The following is a 23,199-nucleotide window of genomic DNA, read 5'->3' as shown; positions in this document are numbered from 1 at the left end:
CTCACGACGGTGCGACACCCACTCGGTAGGGTTGGCAGCGATGGCAACCCAGTCGCTCTATCGCCGCTACCGGCCCCGCCGCTTCAGCGAACTGAAGGGCCAAGAACACGTCGTCCGTGCGCTGCGCGACGCCGTGATGACGGGCCGTGAAGGCCAGGCCTACCTGTTCTCCGGCCCGCGTGGCACCGGCAAGACCACCTCGGCGCGCATCCTGGCCAAGGTCCTCAACTGCAACAACGTCGTCGACGGCGAGCCGTGCTGCGAGTGCGACTCGTGCCTCGCTGTCGAACGCGGCACCAGCTACGACGTGCACGAACTCGACGCCGCCTCGAACCGCGGCATCGACGCAATGCGCGACCTCATCGAAAAGGCGTCGCTGGGTACCGCGGGCCGCCACAAGGTGTACATCCTCGACGAGGTCCACATGCTCACGAAGGAGGCGTCGGCGGCGCTGCTGAAGACGCTCGAAGAGCCCCCGCCCCACGTCGTGTTCGTGCTCGCGACCACCGATCCCCAGAAGGTGCTCGACACCATCCGGTCGCGCACCCAGCACCTCCAGTTCCACCTGCTGCCGAGCGATGCGCTCGCCGAACACGTCAAGTGGGTCGCCGACGATGCCGGTCTCGAGCTGCCGCAGGCGGCGCTCGACGCCGCACTCGTGCGCGGCGGCGGTTCGGCACGTGACACCCTGTCGGCGCTCGAGTTGCTGGCGACCACGGGTGGCGACATGGGCGACGTCGTCGACCTCGACGAGTTCGTCGACGGCCTCATCGAACGCGACCCCGGCCGGGTCCTGACGGCGATGGGGCACGCCGTGAGCCTGGGCCACGACCCGCGCACGGTCACCGAAGACCTGGTCCGACACCTCCGCAACGGTTTCTTGTCGCTGATGGCGCCCGAGCTGGTGGTGCTGCCCGCCGAACAGGTCGACGCGCTCGCCGCGCGCGCCCAGCAGCTCGGCGCCGCCGGGCTCGTGCGGGCGATCGAACGGCTCGGCTCGATCCTGGTCGACATGCGCCACGCGCCCGATCCGCGCATCCTGATCGAGGTGGCGCTCGTGCAGCTCACGAGCGACGAGGCCGGCGGCGACGTCGACGCCGTGGCGGCGCGGGTCGAGCGACTCGAACAACAGCTCAAGGAGCTGCGCGAACGAGGCGTGGCGGCGGCACCGGCTGCCGAACCGGTGCCCCGCGATCCGTCGACGGGTCGCGCCAAGCTCGGCGGCGCCGCTCGGCGGCCGCAGCCCGCGGCCAAGCAGACGGCCGAGCCCGCACCCGAGGCACCCGCCGCCGCACCGGCTCCCGAACCGGCGGCAGCCGCACCCGCACCGGCACCAACACCGACACCGGCAGCTGCACCCGCACCAGCACCGGCACCCGCACCAGCGCCGGCACCGGCACCGGCACCGGCACCGGCACTGAGCGTGTCGGTCGCCGACGCGTGGCAGAACACGGTCAAGAGCCAGCTCAAGCCGCTCGTGCGAGCGCTCTACTCGGCCGGCGAGTTCGTCGGCGAGGCCGACGGCGTCGCCTCGTTCAGTGTCCCGAACGAGGCGCACGGCGCCAAGTGCGCCGAGCACCAGTCCGACGTCGAAGCCGCGCTGACGGCGGCCGTCGGCTCGCCGATCTCGATCCGGTTCGTGGCCGGCGGCAACACGATCAGCGGTGGCGGTGGCAACGGCGGCGGCGCGACCGCCCCGGCTCCGGCACCCGCTCCCGCTGCTCAGCCGGCCGAACCGGCAGCGCCGCGCGAGTCGGCGCTCGAACGTGCGACCCGAGCCGCTGCGGCGGAGCCCGACCCCGAACCGGAACCCACCGCCTACGTCCCCGACGACGACGACGAGATCGACCTCTCCGAGCTCACCGATGCGCCGCCCGAGGCGGTCAAGACGCCGGTCGAGCGACTGGCCGAGGCGTTCCCCGGCTCCGAGTTGATCCCGGACGATCGAGCCTGACGCCGTGGCGCACACCTACACCCCTCCCGTCCAAGCGCTGATCGACGAGCTCGGTCGCCTGCCGGGGATCGGTCCGAAGTCGGCGCAGCGGATCGCGTTCCACCTGCTCAAGGTGTCCGACGACGACGCCAACCGGTTGGCGTCCGCGATCCGCGACGCCAAGGCGCGGGTTCGTTTCTGCGAGCGCTGCTTCAACGTGTCCGAATCCGACCTCTGCGGCTACTGCAGCGACGATCGACGCGACTCGTCGATCATCTGTGTGGTCGAGGAGTCGCGCGACATCGTCGCGATCGAGAAGACCGGCGAGTATCGGGGCCGCTACCACGTGTTGCTCGGCGCGATGAGCCCGCTCGAGGGCATCGGGCCCGAGCAACTGAAGATCCGCGAACTGTTGAACCGACTCGGGCCCGAGGGCGTCGAGGAAGTCATCGTCTGCACCAACCCCAACACCGAGGGCGAGGTGACGGCCATGTACCTGGCGCGCATCCTGAAGCCGTTGGGATTGTCGGTGACCCGGATCGCGTCCGGGCTACCCGTCGGGGGCGACCTCGAGTACGCCGACGAGCTCACGCTCGGTCGGGCACTCGAGGGGCGCCGCGCGATCGACGCCTGACGGTGGCTCAGCCGGTCGGCGGTGCCGGCGGCTGCTGCGGCGGTGCTGCCGGGGGGGGTGTTGCGGCCGGGGTCGTCGGTTGCTGTGCCGTTGCCTGTGCCACGGTCTGAGCGTTGGTGTTGGCGACCCGCTCGGCGCTGACCCGATCGAGGTAGGCCTGGCGCTCGTAGGCCATCCGCTCGTGGTACGCACGATCTTCGACGTCGAGCCGGTGCATCCGCTTGCCGAGCCAGCTCGCGAACGCGGAGACGGCGATGGCGACGATCGCGTAGATGATCATGGCGAACAGCACCGACGTCTCGAAGATCGACTCGACCTCGTTGCCCTGCGTCGTACCGAGCTCGATCGGGGTGAAGATGCCACGGAACGGTTCCATCACCCGGTCGAGGTTGCGGTACCACCACTCCACGAAGCCGCTCGACGGGTTGGCCCCGAGCAGGAGCAGGATGAAGCCGAGCGCCAGGATGATCTGGACGAAGATGAGGTAGGCGTAGATCAGGTACGTGATCGCCCGCAGCACCCACAAGATGGCCCGCTTCTCGGGGTGCAGGTACGAGCCGTCGTCGGCCGGTGGCACGGTCGAGTACGGCGTCCCGGATTGGGGTCCGGGGCTGGGAGTCATCGGTTGCGTCACGGCGGTACCTCACTGGTTCGACGGATCGATGCGTCGATTGTCGCGCATCTCACACAGCCGACCGCGCACGATGGTCGACTGGCCGTCGCACTGCTCGGCATGCCTGCTCGACACGGTGGTCGGATGGCAGCGCGTCGCCGGAAAAAGAACGAGGCGCCATCCTCACCAACCGGTAGCGGGCGGACGGGCCGGTCGGTTCGGATGACGCCTCGTTCACGACGTGAGCACTCAGGGAGAGTTCCTCGTCGTATGTGTCGATTACGTTACGAACGTGACGAACGGGTGTCAACCGTTTGCACGTCAAACGGCGGTCAAAAAGCGCCGGAAGATCTGACGCCGCACCGACGCCGATCACCCGGACGGGTGATCGACACCGAACACGACCCCCGTTAAGGGCTTCAGCCGTTGGCGCGCACGATCAGCGCATCACCCTGACCGCCACCGCCGCACAGCGCCGCAGCACCGACACCGCCGCCGCGACGACGCAGCTCGTGCAGCAGCGTCAGCGCCAGTCGGTTGCCGCTCATGCCGATCGGGTGACCGAGGGCGATCGCACCACCGTTCGGGTTGACGACGTCGAGCGAGATGCCCAGATCGTCGGCCGAGGCAATGCCGACGGCGGCGAACGCCTCGTTGAGTTCGAACACGCTGATGTCGCCGATCGACAGGTCGGTCTTGGCGAGCGCGGCGCGGATGGCGTTGGCCGGCTGCAGGTTGAGCGACGGGTTGTCGGGTCCGGCGACCATGCCGTAGCTGACGACCTCGCCGAGCGGATCGACACCGCACTCGGCAGCGGCGCGCTGCGACATCATCACCACGGCGGAGCCGCCGTCGGAGATCTGCGAGGCATTGCCGGCGGTGATGGTGCCGTCGTCGACGAACGCCGGGCGGAGCTTGCCGAGGCTGTCGGCGGTGGTGCCGGGTCGCACGCCCTCGTCGTGTTCGACGAGCACCGGATCTCCCTTGCGCTGCGGGATCGAGATCGGGGCGATCTCGTCGGCGAGGACGCCGTCCTTGGTGGCGGTGGCGGCACGTTCGTGCGACGCAGCGGCGACCTCGTCCATCTGCTGGCGGGTGATGCCGGCGCTGTAGCCGTCGGTGGCGGTGCCCATCAGGCAAGCATCGAACGCACACCAGAGACCGTCACGGATGATCGCATCCTCGAGTTCGACGTTGCCGTAGCGGAAGCCGCCACGGGCGCCGCGAGCGAGGTAGGGCGCGTTCGTCATCGACTCCATGCCGCCGGCGACGACGATGTCCGCGTCACCCGAGGCGATCATCTGGTGCGCCAGGTAGATCGAGTTGAGGCCCGACAGACACACCTTGTTGATGTTCACCGACGGCACCCGCATCGGGATACCGGCGTTGACCGCCGCCTGGCGGGCGGGAACCTGGCCCTGACCGGCCATGAGCACCTGACCCATGATGACGTGGTCGACCTGGTCGGGGCTCACGCCCGCACGTTCGAGAGCGGCCGAGATGGCGTGGCCGCCGAGCTCGGCAGCCGAGAGTGAGGTGAGGGCGCCCGACATCTTCCCGATCGGGGTACGAGCGCCGGCAACGATGACGGAACCAGACATGGGCCGAGGTTACCGCGCGGTAGCCAACGAGATCGACTCGTGGGTTTCGGCCCCGCGTCGGATCGAGCCCGGTTTCCTGGCAGGGTGTCGCGGTGACCTTGGCTGTACGCGGGATCGTCCAGGCGTTCGAACAGCGGCGCGTGCTCGACGGTGTCGACCTCGACGTGCCGCCCGGCACGATCGTCGGCCTCCTCGGACCGAACGGTGCCGGCAAGACCACCTTGATGCGGATCGTCTTCGGGGTGCTCGACCCCGACGGCGGCTCGGTCGAGTGGAACGGACGGCCGGTGGGCGCCGACGACCGCCGTCGGTGGGGCTACATGCCCCAGGAGCGTGGCCTCTATCGCGAGATGCGGGTGCACGACCACCTGGTCTGGATCGCGCGGCTCTACGGCATCGACCGTCGCGACGCAGGCGAGCGCGCCGACGACCTGCTCGAGCGACTCGGGCTGTCCGAACGAGCGAACGACCCGATCCGCGACCTCTCGGGCGGCATGTCGCAGCGGGTCCAGCTCGCGGTGGCGATGGTGCACACGCCCGACCTGCTCGTGCTCGACGAACCATTCGCCGGGCTCGACCCGACCGCCGTCGAATTCTTGTCGGACGTGATCCGTCGCCACGTCGACGGCGGCGGTCATCTGGTGTTCTCGAGTCATCAACTCGATCTCGTGGAGCATCTGTGCGAGTCGATCGTGATGATCGATCGCGGTCAGGTCGTCCTCCGTGGTCGGCTCGCCGACCTGCGCTCGGCGAGCTCCGATCGCTACCTCCGTGTCGACGCGCCGGTCGACGACGGCTGGGTGTCGAGGTTCGACATCGACCGGATCGAACGGTCGGCGCGAGGTTCGCGACTGCTGCTCCCGCCCGTCACCGATGCTGCCGACGTGCTCGACGCAGTGCGCCAGCACGCCCCGATCACCGACTTCGGCGTCGAGGCACCGACCCTGTCCGAGCTCTTCCTGGCGGCGACCGGCCGGACGACGGTCGACCCGGTCGAGGACGCGATCGAAGGGGGACGGCAGTGAGCGCCCGGACCACCCGTCTCGTGATCGAACGCGAGGTGCGCGAGGCGGCGCGCCGCAAGGGGATCTGGGCGCTGGTGTTGCTGACCTTCCTCGGGTCGCTCACCCTGGTGCTGCTGCCCGAGGTGTTGCCCGACGGCGACGACAACGATCGGGTCATGATCGTCGGCGACGACGATCTCGGGCTCGCCGAAGCACTCGAAGCGGTCGACGACCCGCGACTCGAGGTCTCCGTCGGCGTCGACCGCAACGACATCGCCGACGCGATCGCCGCCGAAGAGGTCGACGTCGGCGTGGTGATCGCGCCACGACCGGTCCTGGTCGTGGAAGACGAGAACTCGGTCTTGGTCGACGTCGTCGCCGGCGTCGTGGCCGATCGCGTCGTGGCCGATCGTCTGACCGACGCCGGGATCGATCCGGCCGAGGTGCGCGAGGCGTTCGCGTCGGCGGCTCCGTCGATCGAGCCGGTCGACGCCGAACGTGGCGAGAAGCAGGCGTCGGCGTTCCTCATCAGCATGGTGCTGTATCTCCTCACGGTCATCCTCACGTCGCAGGTCGCGAGCGGTGTCGCGGTCGAGAAGGCCAACCGGGTCAGCGAGGTGCTGCTGGCGATCGTGCCGCCCCGATCGCTGTTGTTCGGCAAGGTCATCGGCGTCGGCTGCATCGGATTGCTCACCCTGACGGCAGCGGCGACGCCGGTCGTCGTGAAGTTCGCCGTCGGCGGCGACCTCCCGTCCGGCCTGATGGAGACCCTGCTCGCATCGTCGATCTGGTTCATCGGCGGGCTCGCCCTGTTCCTCACGCTCGCCGGCGCGATGGGCTCACTGGTGTCGCGCCAGGAGGAAGCGGGCTCGGTCGTGGTGCCGCTGACGATGATCCTGGTCGTCGGCTATCTCGCCGCCCTGTCGGCGGGTGACTCGACGCTCGGCACCGTGCTCGCCTATTTCCCGCTGACGTCGCCGATGGTCGTGCCGTACCGGGTCGCGGTCGAGGCCGGTTCGATCGTCGAGTACACCCTCTCCGCCGTCCTGCTCTACGCCACCGTGTTCGCTGCCGCACGGATCGGTGCAATCGTCTTCCGGCGGGCCATCGTGAGGACGGGGCGCCGCCTCACGCTTCGCGAGGTCTTGCGCTGATCGCCTGCGCTCAATGTGACGGCACCACCCACACGATCGCCTGACCGAACCGGGTCTGCTCGGCGCCCTGTCGGGCGATCAGCCGCTCGACCACCGGGTCGAGGTTCCAACCGTTCCAGGTGAAGACGAACACCGTGTCGGCCTCGTCGAGCTCGGCGGCGTAGTCGGCGAAGGGTCGACGCGGCCAGAAGGCGCGCGCGGGATCGGGCGGCATCCAACCCGGGTCGATGTCGGGCCGGTCGCCGAGGTAACGCAGGATTGCGGGCGTCGGGCGATCGATCACGACGACGTCGCCCTCGTCGAACCGAGCCTCCACGAACTCGACGGCGGCCCTCGGATCTTCGACACGATCACGGTCGGTGAAGACACCCCACTGCACGAACGCTGCACACATCAGCGTGAGGACGCCGACGGTCGGTGCGAGCGCGACCGGTCGCCGGAGCGTGTCGAACCGTGCCGGGAGCCGGGATGCAGCCCACCGGCCCGCGGCGACGAATCCACCGATCGTGCCCAGAGCGATGAAGGGGGCCGATGGCGCGAAGTAGCGCGTGACCAGGAGCGGCTTGACGAACGACACGACGACGAGCGCAGCGGTGCCGCCGACGGCCATCGCCAGCACCGCCACGCCGGCGACGCGTTGCCGCGCCTCGTCGAGCACGACGACCGACACCGTGAACACGGCCAGACCGACGACGGCGACGAAGAACCATCCGCGTCCTCCCGCCACGTCGTACATGGTCGAGACGAGGCGCCGTCGCGTCGTGGCCGGAACCCAGTCGAGCTGGCCGCTCCGGAATCTGGTGGCGTTGAGCAACGGGGCGGCGACGACGACGGAGAGGAGCACCGTGACCGCGGCAAGCCGGAGTCGAGCGGTGTCGACCGAACGCCACGACACCGCCGCGAGCGCGACCGCGAGCACGAGGAACCAGAAGGCGGTCATCAAGACCGTGCCGATGGCGAGTCCGGCGGCCAGTCCGGCCACGATCGACCAGCCCCATCTCGGTCGCAGCACCAACTCGACGGCTGACCCGGCGGCGATCGTCGCGAACGCCATCGCCCACGAGTAGCCGCGCAGCTCCGTGAGATACCGCAAGAAGAACGGATTCATCATCAGCATCGCCCCGGTACCGATGGCCACCGCCCACCCGAACCAGCGCCGGGCGAACCACACGGCCGCAGCCACGGCGACGGAGCCACCGGCCACGGCGACGACGCGCAGCCCGGCGTCGGAGTCGGTCACGTGCTGCCACAGCCAAAGCATGAGGTAGAACGGCCCTTGGCCGGATTCCTGTCGCCAGATCACGCGCAGCAGGTCGCGCAACGGCCGATCGACGAAGTAACGGCTGGCTGCCTCGTCCATCCAGAACGGTTCGTCGCCGACCCGTGTCAGCCCCAGCAGGAACGTCGCGATACCGAACGCGGCCGCGACGAGCGCAGCGGTCCAGCGGGTCGACATCGTCGCATTGTCGCGCGTGTTCAGGCGCTGCGTCGCGGAGCCGGTTCGGCCTCACCGGCGCCGAGCATGCGCACGGCGAACTCGGCGTAGGTGGCGGCGAGTTCGTCGGGGCCGACCGAACCGCTCGGGTTGTACCAGGCCGAGACACCGATGCCCATGTCGAGGATGGCGTACGACGCCCACCGGTCAGACGAGGCGCCGAACACGTCGTGCTCACGCCCCTCCTGCACGAGTTCACGGAAACGCGACTCGTACTCGCGCCGCAGATCGAGGATCCGGCTGCGTTCGGGCTCTTCGAGGCTGTCGATCTCACGGTGCCCGACGAACGCCTCGTACCGGTGCTCGGCGTGGTACTGGACGTGGACCGCCGTGATCCGCTCGAGCCGCTCGCGCACGTCGCCGCCGGCATCGAGCGCGGCGCGCTGGCGCCGCAGCAGTTCTTCCATCATGCCGGCCATGATCTCGACGAGCATCTCCTGCTTGGAGTGCACGTGCTTGTAGAGGCTCGGACCGCGGATGCCGATCCGGTCGCCGATCTGCGACATCGTGGTCGCCCGGTAGCCGATCGTGGCGAACAGTTCGAGTGCGGCGTCGAGGATCTCGCCGTGGCGGTCGGAGGGACGGCCCGACGAGCGACCCTTCGGCGCAGCCGGATCGGCCTGCCGTTCGGCGGCGCTCGGCACGTGGGTGCGGCCGCCCGTGGATCGTTCTCCGAGGGTCATCGTCCGACACGTTACGCGCAAACGGCCCGTTCGGCTAACACTCATTAGCCACCACGCGCTACCATTCGGCTAATCCTCGTTAGCCCCACTCGGTCGGGACACCGGCCGACCCCTTTCCCACGGAGCTCCAGCGACATGCAGCACATCCTCGAAGCCATCCAGGCCGGCGCCTCCGGCGACGAACTGGCCAACCTCTCGATCCCCGAGTCGTATCGGGCCGCGTTCGTGAAGCGCGACGAGGTCGACATGTTCGAGGGGGTCGAATCGTCCGAGAAGGACCCGACGAAGTCGATTCACATCGACGAGGTCGCCACGCCCGAACTCGCCCCCGACGAGGTCTACATCGCCGTCATGGCGAGCTCGATCAACTTCAACACGGTGTGGACGTCGATCTTCGAGCCGCTGCCGACGTTCGGGTTCCTCGACCGCCTCGCCCGCGAGTCGGAGTGGGCGGCGCGCCACGCGCAGCCGTACCACATCATGGGCTCCGACGCCTCGGGTGTCGTGCTGCAGGTCGGCTCCGCCGTCCGCAATTGGAAGCCGGGCGACCGGGTCACCGTGCACTGCAACCACGTCGACGACCAGGACCATTCGGCGCACGACGACTCGATGCTCGCCGCCAACCAGCGCATCTGGGGCTTCGAGACGAACTTCGGCGGCCTCGCCGACCTGTCGATCGTGAAGGCGAACCAGCTGATGCCGAAGCCGGCCCACCTCACGTGGGAAGAGGCCGCCGTGAACGCCCTGTGCAACTCGACGTCGTACCGCATGCTCGTCAGCCACAACGGCGCCAACCTGAAGCAGGGCGACAACGTGCTGGTGTGGGGCGCCACCGGCGGCATCGGCGGCTACGCGATCCAGTACGTGCTCAACGGTGGCGGCACCCCGATCGGTGTCGTGTCGTCGCCCGAACGTGCCCAGCTCCTCAACGACATGGGCTGCGAGGCCGTCATCGACCGCCGCGCCGAGGGCTACCAGTTCTGGTCCGACGAACACACCCAGGACGAGTCGGAGTGGCGCCGGTTCGGCAAGAAGATCCGCGAACTCATCGGCGAAGACCCCGACATCGTGTTCGAGCACCCGGGCCGCTCGACGATGGGCGCCTCGATCTTCGCGGTCAAGCGCGGCGGTACCGTCGTCACCTGCGCTGCGACGTCGGGCTACATGGTCGAGTTCGACAACCGCCACTTCTGGATGAAGCTGAAGCGCCTGCTGTCGTCGCACTTCGCCAACTACGAAGAGGCGTGGGCCGCCAACAAGCTCATCAGTCAGGGCAGGATCCACCCGATCATGAGCGACGTCTACGACCTCGAGCACGTCGGCGCCGCCTCGCTCGCGGTGCACCGCAACGAGGCCGAGGGCAAGCTCGGCGTGCTGTGCCTCGCGCCCGAAGAAGGCCTCGGTATCGACGATCCCGAGTTCCGCGAGCAGGTCGGCGAAGCGAACATCACCCGCTACCGCACCAAGCGCTGAACCGTCCTCGACCCCGCACCGACGGGGTCAGGGCCCATCCGTGCAGGTGCGTCAGTCGTCTTTGAGGGCGACGGCGTTGGGGGTGACGTTCATCTTGGGCTCGTACTCGGCCAACTCGACGACGCGACCCTCGCTGCGGAACACGTCGCGCAGCTGGTCGCGGCACGTCGAGCACGGCCCGTAGTACCGGGCTTCGACGGTCGACGAGCAACGAGGGCACACGAACTCCACGAACGGCACCATATCCCTCGCAGCATTGCTACCGTTCGATGCCGTGTCGGACGGGCCATCGAGTACCCCCACGGACGGCGCCGCCCGGCCCGGCCGGCAGCGCGCCATGCCCAAGCCGCCGAACTACGCGGCACGCCGCATGCTCGTCGGCACCGGCATCGTGACCCTCGTGTTCGCCGCCGCGGTCGTCGGCTGGCGCTGGTTCGGCGGTGGTGAGTCGTCGCTCGACCGCGACCGGGTCGGTTGGGAAGCGATCGCCCTCGTCGACCGCGGCACGGGCGACGTCACCTATGTCGACGCCGACGGCGAGGTGACCGCCGAGTCGCCCGGCCACGGGCGCACCGGCTCGCTGTACGCCGGCGACGGCATCCTGGCGCTCGCCAACAGCCGCACCCTCACCGTGTTGCCCGAGCCGGGCGACGACGCCGAACCGGTCGTGGTCGACCTCCCGGCCTCGGCCGACATCGCGACCGTGCGTACCGACGGTCCGACGTTCCTCGCGGCCGGCGTCCCCACCGGTGGAGACGTCAGCCTGATCGACCTGACGAACCGGTCGGTGATCGACATCGGCGGCCTCGCACTCGCATCGTCGCCCATCGATCCGAAGATGTTCCTGGCGACGTTGCGCACCAACGACGACGGCTCGATGTTCGCCATCGCCGACGCCGCGAACTTCCAGACGATCGTGGTCCGCCCCGACGGCGACGCACCGGTCTTCCTCGCCGACCAACCGATCGCCGTCGGTGACGAGCTGGTCGCGACGAGTCAGACGGTCGGGCTCCAGGCCGACGTGTCACTGATGGCGCTCGACCGGACCACGAAAGCCACGGTCCCGACCGACATTCCCGCCGGCAGCATCGGCGTGCTCGATGGCGACCGCCTCACGATGGTCGCCGTCGGGGGCGAGGTGTACCGCATCGAGTCGGGCAACGACACCGCCGAACGTCTGGGCGCCATCGCCGTGCCGGCGGGCGCCGCGATCGAGTGGGTCGCCCCGACCGCGGGCGGCGAGCGGCTGGCCGTCGGCGGCGCGACGTTCGTCGCGGTGGTCGACCTCGACGGACGCACCCTGTTCACGACGACGTTCTCGAACGCCGTCGACCCGACCCCGCCCGAGCCGACCTGGACGTGCTTCCCGGTCGGCGGACCCGGCGGCTATCACTCGATCATCGATCTCGAGTCGGGCGAACAGCTCGCCGACCTCGCCACCGTCGAGGAACTCGCCGGCGTCTCGGCCGACGGCTGCCGCGTGCTCGGGCACGTGACCGCCGACGCCGTCCTCATCGACCCCGAGGGCACCGCACCCATCGGCGAGTACGACCGGATCGTCCTCGGACCCGACGGTGCGACGATCGTCCGCGTGCTCGACGGCGAGACCGATCTGATCGTCGTCGACGACGACCTCCAGGTCGGTGAACCGGTGAGCCTGACGGCGCTCGGCGAGCCCGACGATCTGATCGCTTTCGTCCCCGAGTAGACGCGTCACACGATCGCCATCGACCATCGCGCGGCACGCGCGACCGGCCACGTAGTCTGAGCGGATGGCCGAATCGAGTGTCCCCGCGCGCGCCCCTCGCGCGACCGGTGACGAGCCTCGACGCGCCACGACGACCTCGAACTTCGGGGTGTCGAAGCGCGAGTCGCACGACGCCTCGGGCTTCTACGGCCGCTTCGAGGCGCCGGTGCTCGACGACGACGACACGGTGCTCGACCCGAAGCCGGTCGACGAGCCGCTGGTGTGCGGCGACGCCCGCGACATGCACACCGTCGCCGACGGGTCGGTCGCGTTGGTGGTCACGTCGCCGCCCTACTTCGCCGGCAAGCAGTACGAGGAGGAACTCGAACGCGACGGCGTGCCGTCGTCGTACCTCGAGTACCTCGATCTGCTGCACGACGTGTTCGCCGAGTGCGTCCGCGTGCTCGAGCCCGGCGGGCGGATCGCCGTCAACGTCGCCAACCTCGGCCGCAAGCCGTACCGCTCGCTCGCCGCCGACGTGATCCACATCCTGCAGGACCGGCTCGGTCTGCTGCTGCGAGGCGAGATCGTGTGGCAGAAGGGTGCCGGTGCAAGCGGGAGCTGTGCGTGGGGGTCGTTCCGAACCGCGACGAACCCCGTGCTCCGCGACGTCACCGAGCGAGTCATCGTCGCGAGCAAGGGTCGGTTCCAACGCGCCTTGTCGGCCGATGAACGCGCCAAACGGGATCTGCCGCACCGGTCGACGGTCAGCACCGAGGACTTCATGGCACTGACCCTCGACGTCTGGCAGACACCGACCGAGTCCGCGAAGCGGGTCGGTCATCCCGCCCCGTTCCCGGTCGAACTCCCGGAGAAGCTGATCGAGCTCTACACCTTCCAGGACGACCTCATCCTCGACCCGTTCGTCGGCAGTGGTTCGACGCTCGTCGCAGCGTCGCGGCTCGGCCGTCGGTACGTGGGGTACGACCTCGATCCCGGCTATCTCGAACTCGCCGCCGCTCGACTCGACGACGAAGGTCACCCGATCGAGCTCATCGAGGAGCGACAGGCCGGGTCGAAGGAGCGGGTCCAGCAGGTGCTCGAAGGCGCTGGCTTCGGATCGATCGAAGGTCCGAACGTCCGCATCAAGGGAGTCGGCGTCACGGCGCCGTACGTCGTGCACGACCGCACCGAGACGCGATGGGTCGTCCTGATCGGCGGCCCGTTCACCCGCTACCGGGGTGGTCTCAACTCGGCCGACGCCGTCTGGCGCACCCTCGGACACGCGCACGCGCTGCGCGGCGCCGGTGAACGTGTCCTGGTGCTCACCTCGGAGCTGCCGCGACGCCGCACCGAGTTCGACCAGGCGATCCGGTCGGCCGGCGCCGACGCACTGCACGACGTGATCGACGTGTTCGACGACGATGCGCTCGAGCGATTGGCCCGGTACGCCGACGGCACGACCGAGTCGCTCCCCGGCTTCTGGTGACGCTCAGTCGCAGCGGTCGAGATCGACACCGTGCAGGTCTCCCGTTGTCACCTGCTCGTCGATCGTCGCCGAGCCGCGCACGACGTCGATCGCATAGGCGAGACCGGCCGTTCGTGTGCTGCGAGCCCACAGCACCCCGATGACGTTGCCGTCGACGACCACCGGCCCACCCGAGTCGCCCGGCTCGACGTCGGCACGGAGTTCGTACGCCGGGCGTTCGGTCTCACCCTCGACGTAGATGTCCTCGGTCTCCAGGCGGATCCGCCGCACGACCTCGACGTCGAGGCGGACGGGTTCACCGTCGCGGACCGCCCACGCGCTCGCCCGCGACCCGGCGTCTCCCGCGGCGACACCGAGCGGCGACACCGCCGCGCCGGCCTCGACGCGGAGGTAGGCGAGGTCGAGGTTCGGATCGAACGCGACGATGTCGGCTGCGAGCGAACGCCCGTCCGACTCGATCGAAACGGTGTCGGCGCCGCGCAGCGTGTGCGCCGACGTCAGCACGAGCTCGTCGTCGACGAACGCGCCGCTGCCGACGGTCTGCGCGCCACAGCCGGTCACGACGACGCCGACGACGGCGCTCGGCGGGTCGGCGGCGCACCCGGCGACGAGCGCCAGCGCGAGGATGAGGCCCGGTCTCAGCCGAGCTCCTTCGACATCCAGATCGACGGTTCGGTCTCGAACCCGTTCGCTGCGTACCACCGCCGTGCTCGCTCGTTGTCGGGCTCGGTCTCGAGGAAGACACGCTTCGCTCCGACGTCGCGACACAACGCCTCCACCGCTGCGAGGAGCCGGCCGCCGACTCCTCGACCCTTCGGTCGGACGTAGATCTCGTCGAGCACGACGTCGAGTCCGCCGATCTCGATCGACCACCCCCACGACACCACGGCGTAGCCGACCACGGCGGACTCGACCTCGGCCACGAGGACGGCACCGTGGGTGTCATCGGCGACGACGCCGGCGAACCCGGAACGAACGGTCGCCTCGTCGAAGGCGTGGCCGTCGGCGGCGCAATACTCGCGGCCCAACCCGACGAGTGCGTCGAGGTCGTCGGCCGATGAGCGGCGGATCCGGGTCGTCACCACGCCGGCGACGCTAGTGCCGAACCGGGGCGCGTCAGCCGAAGACCCGGTCGAGGTAGGCGTTCCGGAAGGTCCGGTCGGGATCGAGCCGATCGCGCAACGCCATGGCGTCGTCCCAGCGGGGATAGCGCTCGCGCAGTACGTCGGCGGTCTGCCCGTGGAGCTTCCCCCAGTGCGGCCGCCCGTCGTAGTCGCTCATGATCTGCTCGACGGTGTCGAAATAGTGCTCGTACGGCATGCCCGGGTACTGGTGCACGGCGATCCAGCCGCTCTCGCGCCCGTAGCCGGTCGACAGGGCGAGATCGTCCGCCGCGGAGCACCGCACCTCGATCGGTAACAGCACGGGGTGGTGCAGCGAGGCGACGAGCGCCTGGACGCGGGCGAGCGCTTCGGGGACGGCGTCGATCGGGATGCCGTACTCCATCTCGACGAACCGCACCTTGCGCGGGCTCGCGAACACCCGGTCGGACCGATCGATCAGATCGCGTTCGCTCGCCGATGCTGCGAACGCGTTCGTGATGCGTGGCGCAAGCGACGGCCACCGCCGACCGACGGCGCAGGCGAGACCGAACGCGACGTTCTCGAACAGGTACTTGTCGCGCACATAGGCCAACCGCGACGGCGGTCGGGCCGGTTCGTCGGTCCGGTCGTTGCGTTTGACGAGCGCCCGGTCGTCGCCGGGGAAGAAGAAGAACTCGGCGTGGTCGGCGCTGCGCGTGAAGGCGTCCCATCCGCTGACGACGTCGGCCAGCGGTTCGACGGTCTCCTTGGCGTGCAGGTCGAAGGCCGGGACGACCCGCAGCGTCAGCTCGGTGACGATGCCGAACCCTCCGACGCCCACGGCAAGGGTGCGGACCGCGTCCGGGTCGGCGGCGACGTCGAAGCGATGGACCTCCCCTCGTCCGTCGACCAGCTCGATCGCCTCGATCGTGGTCGCCAGGTTGCCGAGGCCACGGCCCGTGCCGTGGGTCGCGGTGGCGGTGGCTCCGGCGAGCGACTGGACGTTGATGTCACCGAGGTTCGGCATCGCCAGACCGTGTTCGTCGAGCAGTCGGCTCAGGTCACGCAGCTCGATGCCGGCCTGCACCGTGACCCGGTCACCGCTGATGTCGACGACGTCGCCGAGGCGTCCGAGCGAGACGAGCACGCCGTCGGTCATCGCCGCCGCCGTGAACGAGTGGCCCGCGCCGATCACCTTGACGGGACGGTTCGACGCCGCGGCCGCCACGACCAGCGCGGCCACCTCGGCGGTGTCGTTCGGCCGTTCGACGGCGTCCGGTTCGCACTGCTGATTCCGAGCCCAGTTCCGTACCGTCGTCACGGACTGGACCGTAGTACCCGCTGCCGACGCAATCGTTCCCTGGAAATCCCCGCATACCCCCGGACGCGACGATGCCCCGACCGGTGGCCGGGGCATCGTCGACGGTTCGGGGTTTCCGGAAACCTGAAGTGCTACTTCTCGCTGTTCCGGAACACCACGTCACCGGTGGCGTCCTGCAGGTGGGCTCGCACGAACCACTGGTACTGCTCGAGGTCGCGGAGCTGGCCGATCAACATGTCTTCGGTGACCGGATCGACGTCGGCAAGCTCGGCCTGGGCCGTGCGATGGCTCTCGATGACGCCGCCGTACACGGCGTCGAGTGCCGAGAGGTGGCGCACCGTGGGTGCACGGTTGAGGTCATAGTCGTCCCACGAGCGGAACTTCGTGATGGCGCCGGGCGTGCCGAGCGGCGAACCGCCGAGGGTCGCGATGCGCTCGGCCACGTCGTCGCTCATCTCACGAACCGAGTCGACCTGCGGGTCGAGGAACTCGTGCACGGAGATGAAGTTCACGCCCACCACGTTCCAGTGGATGTGCTTGAGCGTCAGCTGCAGATCGAGCAGAGCGGCAAGACGCTCCTGCAGGATCGAGATCGTCTTGACCGCTCGATCGCTGTCCATGCCGGGCACAGTGACGATGGGGGTGTCGGGGGTGTCGGTCTTCGTCGTCATGGGAAACGACTACCCGTTCCGGTGGTGGCCGAAACCGCGGCTGCGGTCGCGATCAGCGTCCGGCGTGCTGGCGGAGCGACAGGGTCGCCGTGACGATGAACTCCTCACCGTCGCGTTCGACGACGAGGTCGTCGGCGAGCTCTCGGACGATCCCGAGGCCACGGCCGTTGAGCGCATCGGCGTCGGCGACCTGCCAGTCGGTGGCCGGGCCGACGCCGGGGGTCGGGCCGCGGCTGTCGACCGTGACACTCACCCGGTCGGGGCGTTGCGCCACGACCACTTCGACCGTGTCGGACGCGCCGTGTTCGACCGCATTGGTGAACAACTCACTGACGATCAACTGGAGATCGTCGACCACCGCCGGGTCGACGTCTTCGACCGATCGCCGAACGAATCGCCGTGCGTGCGCGACCTGAGATGCCGCTGCCTCCAACGTGATCGAGGTCGCTGCCCGCTCGCCCATCAACACGACTTTACCGATCTGCCCGTTCCGATGACAGCCGCTCGACGCGCGAGGCGGGCGGGGCCAGCCCGTAGTCGCCGGCGCGCAGTGCTGCCTGGGTGCGGTTGTTGACGTCGAGCTTCTGAAAGAGACGACGCACGTACGTCTTGACGGTGTCGATCGACAAATAGAGCTCGCTCGCGATCTCGGCGTTGCGATATCCGAGCGCCAGCATCGCCAGCACTTCCCGCTCGCGCATCGACAGCGGTTCGCGGTTCGACGCACCGGAGGCGCCTTCGGTTCGGGACAATTCCACGTCATCTCCTTGCGCGACACGCTCCAACGTGTCGACCAGGTCGGCGCCCGCCATCGACTTGAGAACCACGGCGGACACACCCGCCTCACGAGCTTCTTCGAGGAATGCGTCGGTCGCATCCCACGTGTACAGCACGATGTGCTCGACCAAGCCATCCTTGACGATCTGCTCGGCGCGATGGATCGCGTCTCGACGACCGGCGAAGGTGTCGAACAGTGCGATGTCGGCGCGCCGTTGTGGCGTACCGCCGACCTCGTGCTCGACGATCGCGATTCGGTCCGAGAACGGCTCGAGCATCGCATGCAGACCTCGCACGATGATCTCGTAGTCGTTGACCAGCGCCACCTCGAGCGGGAAGCGCTTCAAGGGACGCACGCCGTCGCCGTTGGTGGCGGGTCGGGAGTCGTCGGTGGTGCGATGCGGTGTCATGCGAATGGGTCCTGTTCGGGTTCGATGCGGACGTACCCAGGTGTTCGGAGTGCCAAACAGGTCGGATCGGGTCGTGCGGTCACATCCATGGTTTGATGACGCTGGCGGCGCGTTCGAAGACCTGCTGGCCGATCCAGCGACGGCGCCATCTGGTGGGGTCGATCGCCTCGCTGTGTTCGAGATCGGCGTCGAAGTCGGCGTCGAGTTCGGCGGTCACGCCCTCGTGGAACGCGACGATGTCGACCTCTTCGTCGAGTGACGTCGAGCGCTGGTTGAAGTTGGCCGAGCCGATGAGCGTGACCAGGCCGTCGAGGGTGAGGATCTTGGCGTGCAGCATCGACGGCTGGTAGCACCAGATCTTGATGCCGTGGTCGAGCAGACGGTCGTAGATGGCTTCGCCGGCGAGCTGGACGAATCGCTTGTCGGCACCCGGGCCCGGGAGGAGGATCTGGACGTCGACGCCCCGTTCGGAGGCGCGGCACAGGCGGAGCACCAAGTCGTCGTCGGGGACGAAGTAGGCCGTGGTGAGGCGAATGCGGTCTTCGGCCAGCTCGATCAGCGAGCGCACCGTCATCGAGATGTCGTTCCAACCGGGTTCGGCGGTGCCCTTGATGATCTGGATCGGCACGTCGCCGTCGTCGGCGTGCGGCGGGAAGTGGTCGAACGCCGGCTCGAACAGCACGTGTTCGGTCTCGATCCAGTTGTCGAGGAAGGCGCTCCGGAGCCCGGCGACGCCGGGCCCGACCAGGCGGACGTGGGTGTCACGCCAGTTGCCTTCGCTGCGACCGTCGCCCATCCACTCGTCGGCGATCCCGACACCGCCGGTGAAACCGACCGTCTCGTCACAGATCATCACCTTGCGATGGGTGCGGTGCGACGCTCGGAACGGGTGACGTGGGTCGAGCGGACGGAAGTACCGGACCTCGGCGCCGCCCGACTGCATGAGGTCGACCATTTCGCGGTCGATCGGCTTGGCACCGACCCCGTCGAGCAGCACCCGGACGCGGACGCCGTCACGAGCACGCTGTGCGAGCCGTTCGGCGAAGACGCCGCCGATCTCGCCGGCCCAGTACACGTAGGTGAGCAGATCGATCGATCGCTCGGCGTTGTCGATCGCCTCCAACATGGCGGGGAAGATCTCTTCGCCGTTGCGCAGAATGTCGAGCTGGTTGCCGGGGCTGATCGGCACGCCGTTGATGGCAGTGACGGTTCGGCACCACGATTCGACGCGCTCCTCACTGGAATCGGACGAGCGAGCGTCGTTGGTCGGCCCGGCGTTGGAGGCCTGGTCGTCGGCGGTCGCCTCGTCCGTCCCGGTGTCGGCGCTGGTGTCCGTGCTGGTGTCGGTGCTGGTGTCGTCGTTCGTCTGATCGTCGATGTCGGTGCTCATCCCTGCTCCTTGCCGTCGGCCGTGTCCGCCCGGGCGACGTTGCTTCACGTGCTGGAATCCGCCGTACCACTCGCACGCCGACGTCAAACCTTCGGGTGACACCACTCGGAGGTCACCGCAGCCGACTCACGCGTCAGGTCGAGGCGCGGAGGCGCCGGCCGAGATACCACGGCACGTACTGTGCCGCGACGCCGAACAGCCCGAGCAGGACGATGACCACCCGCATGGCTGCGAGGGCGGATCCGAAGTCGTCGCGTCCGGATCGGGCGAGTTCCTGGGCGTCGACGGCCGAGGCGCGGTAGCGGTCGAGCAACGCGTCGCTCTCCTCGAGTGACGCCCGGGTGCGATCGAGATCGGCTCGGACGGATTCGAGGTCGCCCGACAAGTCACCCGTGCCCGACGCGAAGCCGTCGAGACGCTCCGAGAGCTGGCCGAGGTCGTCACCGATCGGCCCGAACGCCGACCGGACGTCGGCGATCGCGTCGGGAAGCGGGGTCGCGGGGTCGTAGTCGGGGCCCAGCGGGATGCGGGATGCGGCGCGGAGTGCGCTGTCGATCGTTCCGCTCAGCGACTCGACGGTGCCGAGCGCGGCGTCGACGTCGTCGAAGCTCTCGGGGAGCCGCGCCGCGATCTCCGCGGCGGCGTCGGCGACACCGCCCGTTTCCTCCGTCGTCGACGACACCGTCGACAGGGTCTGGTCGAGGGTGTCGAGGCCGGTGTCGAGGTCGACGATCACCTGGCCGGCGACGTCGATCGTGTCGACGAGGGTCGCCGCTGCGTCCTCGCCGATCACGAGGCTCTGTTCGAGATTGCGGTCGAGCGTGGTGAGGAACCGCCAGCCCACGATCGAGCCGACGAGTGCCACCACGAGACCGAACACGGCGATGGTCTGCATCACAGTCGCGGCGCGCCGGTCGGGTGCGGCGAGTGGTTCCCGTCGCGAGACCCGGTCGAGGTGCGACTCGGTGGTCGTGTCGTCGTCGGTCGTGGACGTCACGATTCGTCCTCCCGTTGCAGGCGTCGCGTCAGCCCGATGATCGCCAAGGCGCCGTAGACGACGACCAAGGCGCCGAGACCGATGAGGGTCGCCCGTGCCGGGGCATCGCCCGCGAGCATGATGTCCTGCAGGCCGTCGATCCCGTAGGTGACGGGGAGGAGCCAGGAGATGGCCTTGACCGGATACCGCATCGTGTCGAGGGGCAGCACGAAGCCACTGAAGAACAGCCCGGCCAGCAGGGCCAGCATCGCGAACTGCACTGCCTGCGACTCGGTCTTGGAGACGATCGCGAGCGCCATGCCGAGCGACAGCGACGACAGCAGGACGCCGAGCACGATCACGACCAGCCAGCCGATCGAGCCGGCGACGCTCACGCCGAGGGTCAGGGTCGCGCCGCCGATCAGGGTGGCGGCGACCACCGAGCCGACGAGCACATAGGCGAGGATCTTGCCGGTGACGATCTCGATCGACGACAGCGGACCGACGCGCATCAGTTCGAACAGGCCGGTGCGACGGTCACGGACCAGCGACAGCGCCGCGAAGGTGAGCGCCAGGTGCTGGAGCAACAGGGCGAGCGACGACGGCGTGAAGTAGTCGGTCGGGGTGACGTCGTCGGGTCCGACGTTCTCGGTCTCGCTGCGGAACGGGCGGACCAGCACGTCCGGGTCGAGCACCACGGTGTCCGACACCATGTCGCCGACTGCGGCGAGGTCGTCGGCGAGCTGCGCCGTGTCGACGTCGTCGGTTCCGGCGTCGACGGCTTCGGCCGTCGCAGCGGCCTGGGCCACGGCGGCACGCGTCTCGTCGAGCTGCGAGCGGGTGTCGGGGTCGGCCGATTCGAGTTGGCCGAGGACGACGGCCGTGCCGTCGAGGGCTGCGGCGAGCTGCGACAGATCGGCCGTCGCTGCGGCGGCCGCCGAGTCGGGGTCGGCGTCGGCATCGTCGGCGAGCTGCATGAACCGGTCGCCGAACTCGCCCGCCGATCGCAGTTCGGCCTGGGCGTCGGCGGCAACGGTCGAGAGCACGGTGGCGTTGACCTCCTGGATCGCGAGGCGGGCAGCGATCTCCACGGCGCCCGCCTGGATCGGATCGATTTCCTCGTGCAGCACACGGATGACCGCCCGCTCACCCTCCATCACCGACGTGATCGGGTCGGCCGGGAACACCACGACGACGTCGACCTCTCCCGCCTCGAGCAGATCGACGGCCTCTGCCTCGGTCTCGACCAGGCCCTCGGACTCGATGAACTCGTCGAGCTGGTCCTCGTAGCCGTCGAGCACCTCGGCGTAGATCGAGTCCTGCGCACCGACGAACACCGCCTTCTTCTCGAGCGAGTCGTCGCCGTAGGCCAGTCCGAACAGCACGAGCAGGGCGAACGGACCGATCACGAGGAGGGCGAGCAGCCGCGGCTGTCGAACGATCTCGACGACCTCCTTGCGGACGAACGCGAACGACCTGATGACGACCGCCCACGGGGTGCGGACCGGGCGGAGGGTGGCGGCGATGCGCTCGGCACGCTCGTCGTGCTCGACGCCCCCGCCGGTTCGTTCGCTCGGGCCGTCGTTGGGTTCGTCACCGGGTTCGTCGCGGTTCCGTTCGTCCGCGCCCGAGCCGCTCGGATGGCTCGACTCGATCGGGTTCGCTGAATCTTCGGCGTCGTGGTCGACCCGGGTTCCGGCCGTGCCGGCGTCGTGCTTCGTCGCCATCAGGCCGCCACCTCCTCGCTCGTGGTCGATGCGGACCGATGCCGCTGGACGACCCGGAGAAACGCCTCGTCGTAGTCGACGAGGTGCTCGTCCATGTCGACGACCGACGCATCACACACGTCGATCGCCTCCCTGAGCTGCTGCATCGCCCTGCCTGCGTCGTCGACCACGATCCGGAGACCGGTCGGTGACGTCCTTTCGATGGAGCCGACGACGAATGGCTTCGATCCGATGTCGGCGACCTCCTCGTCGGTCAGCGGCCGGTCGAGCCGCACGTCGACGACCTCGCCGTCGAACGCGGCGCGGCGCAGGTTGGTCGGGGTGTCGAGCAGAAGCAGTTCGCCATCCGACAGGAGGCCGACCTGGTCGCACTGTCCTGCCTCGCCGACGTACTGGGTCGTGACCACCAGCGTTCTTCCGTCGGCGGCCTGTTCCCGAAAGCGAGTCCAGAGCTTGTCGCGCAGGATCGGATCGATGCCGGCCGTCGGCTCGTCGAGGAAGACGACCTCGGGGTCGTGGACGAAGGCGGCAGCGAGCGCCAGCCGACGCTGCATGCCGCCCGAGGCGTCGACCACCCGCTTCTTGCGGTGATCGGCGAGTTCGACCCATTCCAACAGCTGGTCGAGCCGGTCACGACGCCGGAGCCGCATGCCGTACATCGACGCGTGGAAACTGAGGTTCTCGTCGAGCGACAGTTCGGGGAACAGCGCCGGCGTCTGGGGGAGGTAGCCGATCCGGGCCCGGTCGGACGAGGAGAGGCGGCATGCGTCGGTGTCGAACACGGTGGCCGAGCCTTCGGTCGGCTCGAGCAAGCCGGTCATCAGGCGGACCGTCGTGGTCTTACCGCAACCGCTCGGGCCGATCAATCCGAGAATGGTGCCGGGTTCGATGTCGATGTCGACCCCACGAATGACCTCGGTGTCGTCGAACGACTTCCGGAGACCCGTCGTGCGGACGGCGACTGCGCCGGTTCGGCGCTGGTCTTGGTCCTGACGCTCCCGTTGTTGACCGACTGGTGATGTCATCGTCTGCTCCTCCGTGCGACGCCCGATCGATTCGGTCGGCGTGCGTTGTCCCTG

Annotated in this window: 22 protein-coding genes; 7 read left to right on the top strand and 15 right to left on the bottom strand. The window is 68.9% G+C overall.

The features are described from left to right. The first annotated feature begins 40 nt into the window (after positions 1 to 40). The gene (gene dnaX / locus BDK89_RS22285) at positions 41 to 1,954 is read left to right on the top strand and encodes a DNA polymerase III subunit gamma/tau (protein WP_133870899.1); all 1,914 of its coding nucleotides are present in this window, start codon (positions 41 to 43) and stop codon (positions 1,952 to 1,954) included. Between the two features lie 4 nt (positions 1,955 to 1,958). Then, positions 1,959 to 2,567, top strand: coding sequence for a recombination mediator RecR (gene recR, locus BDK89_RS21415; RefSeq protein ID WP_133870898.1), 609 nt, complete (start codon positions 1,959 to 1,961; stop codon positions 2,565 to 2,567). A 7-nt stretch (positions 2,568 to 2,574) separates the two neighbouring features. On the opposite strand, the gene BDK89_RS21410 is transcribed toward recR, so the two are convergent. After that, positions 2,575 to 3,189, bottom strand: coding sequence for a YggT family protein (locus BDK89_RS21410; protein ID WP_166657764.1), 615 nt, complete (start codon positions 3,187 to 3,189; stop codon positions 2,575 to 2,577). A 410-nt stretch (positions 3,190 to 3,599) separates the two neighbouring features. Continuing rightward, positions 3,600 to 4,781, bottom strand: coding sequence for an acetyl-CoA C-acetyltransferase (locus tag BDK89_RS21405; protein ID WP_133870896.1), 1,182 nt, complete (start codon positions 4,779 to 4,781; stop codon positions 3,600 to 3,602). Between the two features lie 92 nt (positions 4,782 to 4,873). On the opposite strand from BDK89_RS21405, the gene BDK89_RS21400 reads away from it, so the two are divergent. Beyond that, on the top strand, positions 4,874 to 5,806 hold the full coding sequence (locus BDK89_RS21400; RefSeq protein WP_133870895.1) for an ABC transporter ATP-binding protein: 933 nt from the start codon (positions 4,874 to 4,876) through the stop codon (positions 5,804 to 5,806). Continuing rightward, the gene (locus BDK89_RS21395) at positions 5,803 to 6,939 is read left to right on the top strand and encodes an ABC transporter permease (protein ID WP_166657763.1); all 1,137 of its coding nucleotides are present in this window, start codon (positions 5,803 to 5,805) and stop codon (positions 6,937 to 6,939) included. Before BDK89_RS21400 ends, BDK89_RS21395 begins: the two co-directional genes overlap by 4 nt. A 10-nt stretch (positions 6,940 to 6,949) precedes the next feature. Here BDK89_RS21395 and BDK89_RS21390 read toward each other — a convergent pair whose 3' ends face one another. Both BDK89_RS21390 and BDK89_RS21385 read right to left on the bottom strand, forming a co-directional pair. Further along, a complete protein-coding gene (locus BDK89_RS21390; protein ID WP_133870894.1) occupies positions 6,950 to 8,395 on the bottom strand; it encodes a hypothetical protein in 1,446 nt (481 codons plus the stop codon). 20 nt (positions 8,396 to 8,415) lie between these two features. After that, a complete protein-coding gene (locus tag BDK89_RS21385; RefSeq protein WP_133870893.1) occupies positions 8,416 to 9,117 on the bottom strand; it encodes a TetR/AcrR family transcriptional regulator in 702 nt (233 codons plus the stop codon). Between the two features lie 135 nt (positions 9,118 to 9,252). Here BDK89_RS21385 and ccrA point away from each other — a divergent pair, with 135 nt between their 5' ends. Continuing rightward, complete coding sequence (gene ccrA / locus BDK89_RS21380; protein ID WP_133870892.1) at positions 9,253 to 10,590, top strand: crotonyl-CoA carboxylase/reductase; 1,338 nt, start codon at positions 9,253 to 9,255, stop codon at positions 10,588 to 10,590. A 51-nt stretch (positions 10,591 to 10,641) separates the two neighbouring features. Here ccrA and BDK89_RS21375 read toward each other — a convergent pair whose 3' ends face one another. Then, on the bottom strand, positions 10,642 to 10,821 hold the full coding sequence (locus BDK89_RS21375) for a hypothetical protein (RefSeq protein WP_133870891.1): 180 nt from the start codon (positions 10,819 to 10,821) through the stop codon (positions 10,642 to 10,644). A 43-nt stretch (positions 10,822 to 10,864) separates the two neighbouring features. On the opposite strand from BDK89_RS21375, the gene BDK89_RS21370 reads away from it, so the two are divergent. Then, positions 10,865 to 12,298, top strand: coding sequence for a hypothetical protein (locus BDK89_RS21370; protein WP_133870890.1), 1,434 nt, complete (start codon positions 10,865 to 10,867; stop codon positions 12,296 to 12,298). Between the two features lie 64 nt (positions 12,299 to 12,362). Beyond that, complete coding sequence (locus tag BDK89_RS21365) at positions 12,363 to 13,766, top strand: DNA-methyltransferase (protein WP_133870889.1); 1,404 nt, start codon at positions 12,363 to 12,365, stop codon at positions 13,764 to 13,766. A gap of 3 nt (positions 13,767 to 13,769) precedes the next feature. Here BDK89_RS21365 and BDK89_RS21360 read toward each other — a convergent pair whose 3' ends face one another. The 10 genes from BDK89_RS21360 to BDK89_RS21315 form a co-directional block, all read right to left on the bottom strand. Beyond that, on the bottom strand, positions 13,770 to 14,468 hold the full coding sequence (locus BDK89_RS21360) for a trypsin-like peptidase domain-containing protein (RefSeq protein WP_133870888.1): 699 nt from the start codon (positions 14,466 to 14,468) through the stop codon (positions 13,770 to 13,772). Continuing rightward, positions 14,405 to 14,851, bottom strand: coding sequence for a GNAT family N-acetyltransferase (locus tag BDK89_RS21355; RefSeq protein ID WP_208294159.1), 447 nt, complete (start codon positions 14,849 to 14,851; stop codon positions 14,405 to 14,407). The genes BDK89_RS21360 and BDK89_RS21355 overlap by 64 nt, the downstream gene beginning before the upstream one ends. 31 nt (positions 14,852 to 14,882) lie before the next feature. Continuing rightward, positions 14,883 to 16,169 carry a D-arabinono-1,4-lactone oxidase gene (locus BDK89_RS21350; protein ID WP_166657762.1) on the bottom strand — a complete coding sequence of 429 codons (1,287 nt, stop codon included), beginning with the start codon at positions 16,167 to 16,169 and terminating at the stop codon, positions 14,883 to 14,885. Between the two features lie 131 nt (positions 16,170 to 16,300). Continuing rightward, positions 16,301 to 16,840, bottom strand: a complete 540-nt coding sequence (locus BDK89_RS21345) for a Dps family protein (RefSeq protein WP_133870886.1) — start codon at positions 16,838 to 16,840, stop codon at positions 16,301 to 16,303. Positions 16,841 to 16,892: 52 nt separating this feature from the next. Next, positions 16,893 to 17,303: an ATP-binding protein gene (locus BDK89_RS21340; protein ID WP_133870885.1), complete on the bottom strand. Its 411-nt coding sequence runs from the start codon at positions 17,301 to 17,303 to the stop codon at positions 16,893 to 16,895. A gap of 10 nt (positions 17,304 to 17,313) precedes the next feature. Beyond that, on the bottom strand, positions 17,314 to 18,027 hold the full coding sequence (locus BDK89_RS21335; protein WP_133870884.1) for a response regulator transcription factor: 714 nt from the start codon (positions 18,025 to 18,027) through the stop codon (positions 17,314 to 17,316). A gap of 79 nt (positions 18,028 to 18,106) precedes the next feature. Next, positions 18,107 to 19,417, bottom strand: coding sequence for a phospholipase D-like domain-containing protein (locus BDK89_RS21330; protein ID WP_133870883.1), 1,311 nt, complete (start codon positions 19,415 to 19,417; stop codon positions 18,107 to 18,109). Positions 19,418 to 19,550: 133 nt separating this feature from the next. After that, entirely contained in the window at positions 19,551 to 20,414 is an 864-nt protein-coding gene (locus BDK89_RS21325; RefSeq protein ID WP_133870882.1) for a hypothetical protein, read from the bottom strand. After that, on the bottom strand, positions 20,411 to 22,120 hold the full coding sequence (locus BDK89_RS21320; protein ID WP_133870881.1) for an ABC transporter permease: 1,710 nt from the start codon (positions 22,118 to 22,120) through the stop codon (positions 20,411 to 20,413). The genes BDK89_RS21325 and BDK89_RS21320 overlap by 4 nt, the downstream gene beginning before the upstream one ends. Further along, positions 22,120 to 23,145 (bottom strand): ABC transporter ATP-binding protein, encoded by a 1,026-nt coding sequence (locus BDK89_RS21315; RefSeq protein ID WP_133870880.1) that lies wholly within the window; start codon positions 23,143 to 23,145, stop codon positions 22,120 to 22,122. The genes BDK89_RS21320 and BDK89_RS21315 overlap by 1 nt, the downstream gene beginning before the upstream one ends. Between the last annotated feature and the right edge of the window lie 54 nt (positions 23,146 to 23,199).

The organism is Ilumatobacter fluminis (assembly GCF_004364865.1).
Lineage (GTDB): Bacteria > Actinomycetota > Acidimicrobiia > Acidimicrobiales > Ilumatobacteraceae > Ilumatobacter > Ilumatobacter fluminis.
This window is presented reverse-complemented; position numbering and strand designations above follow the sequence as displayed.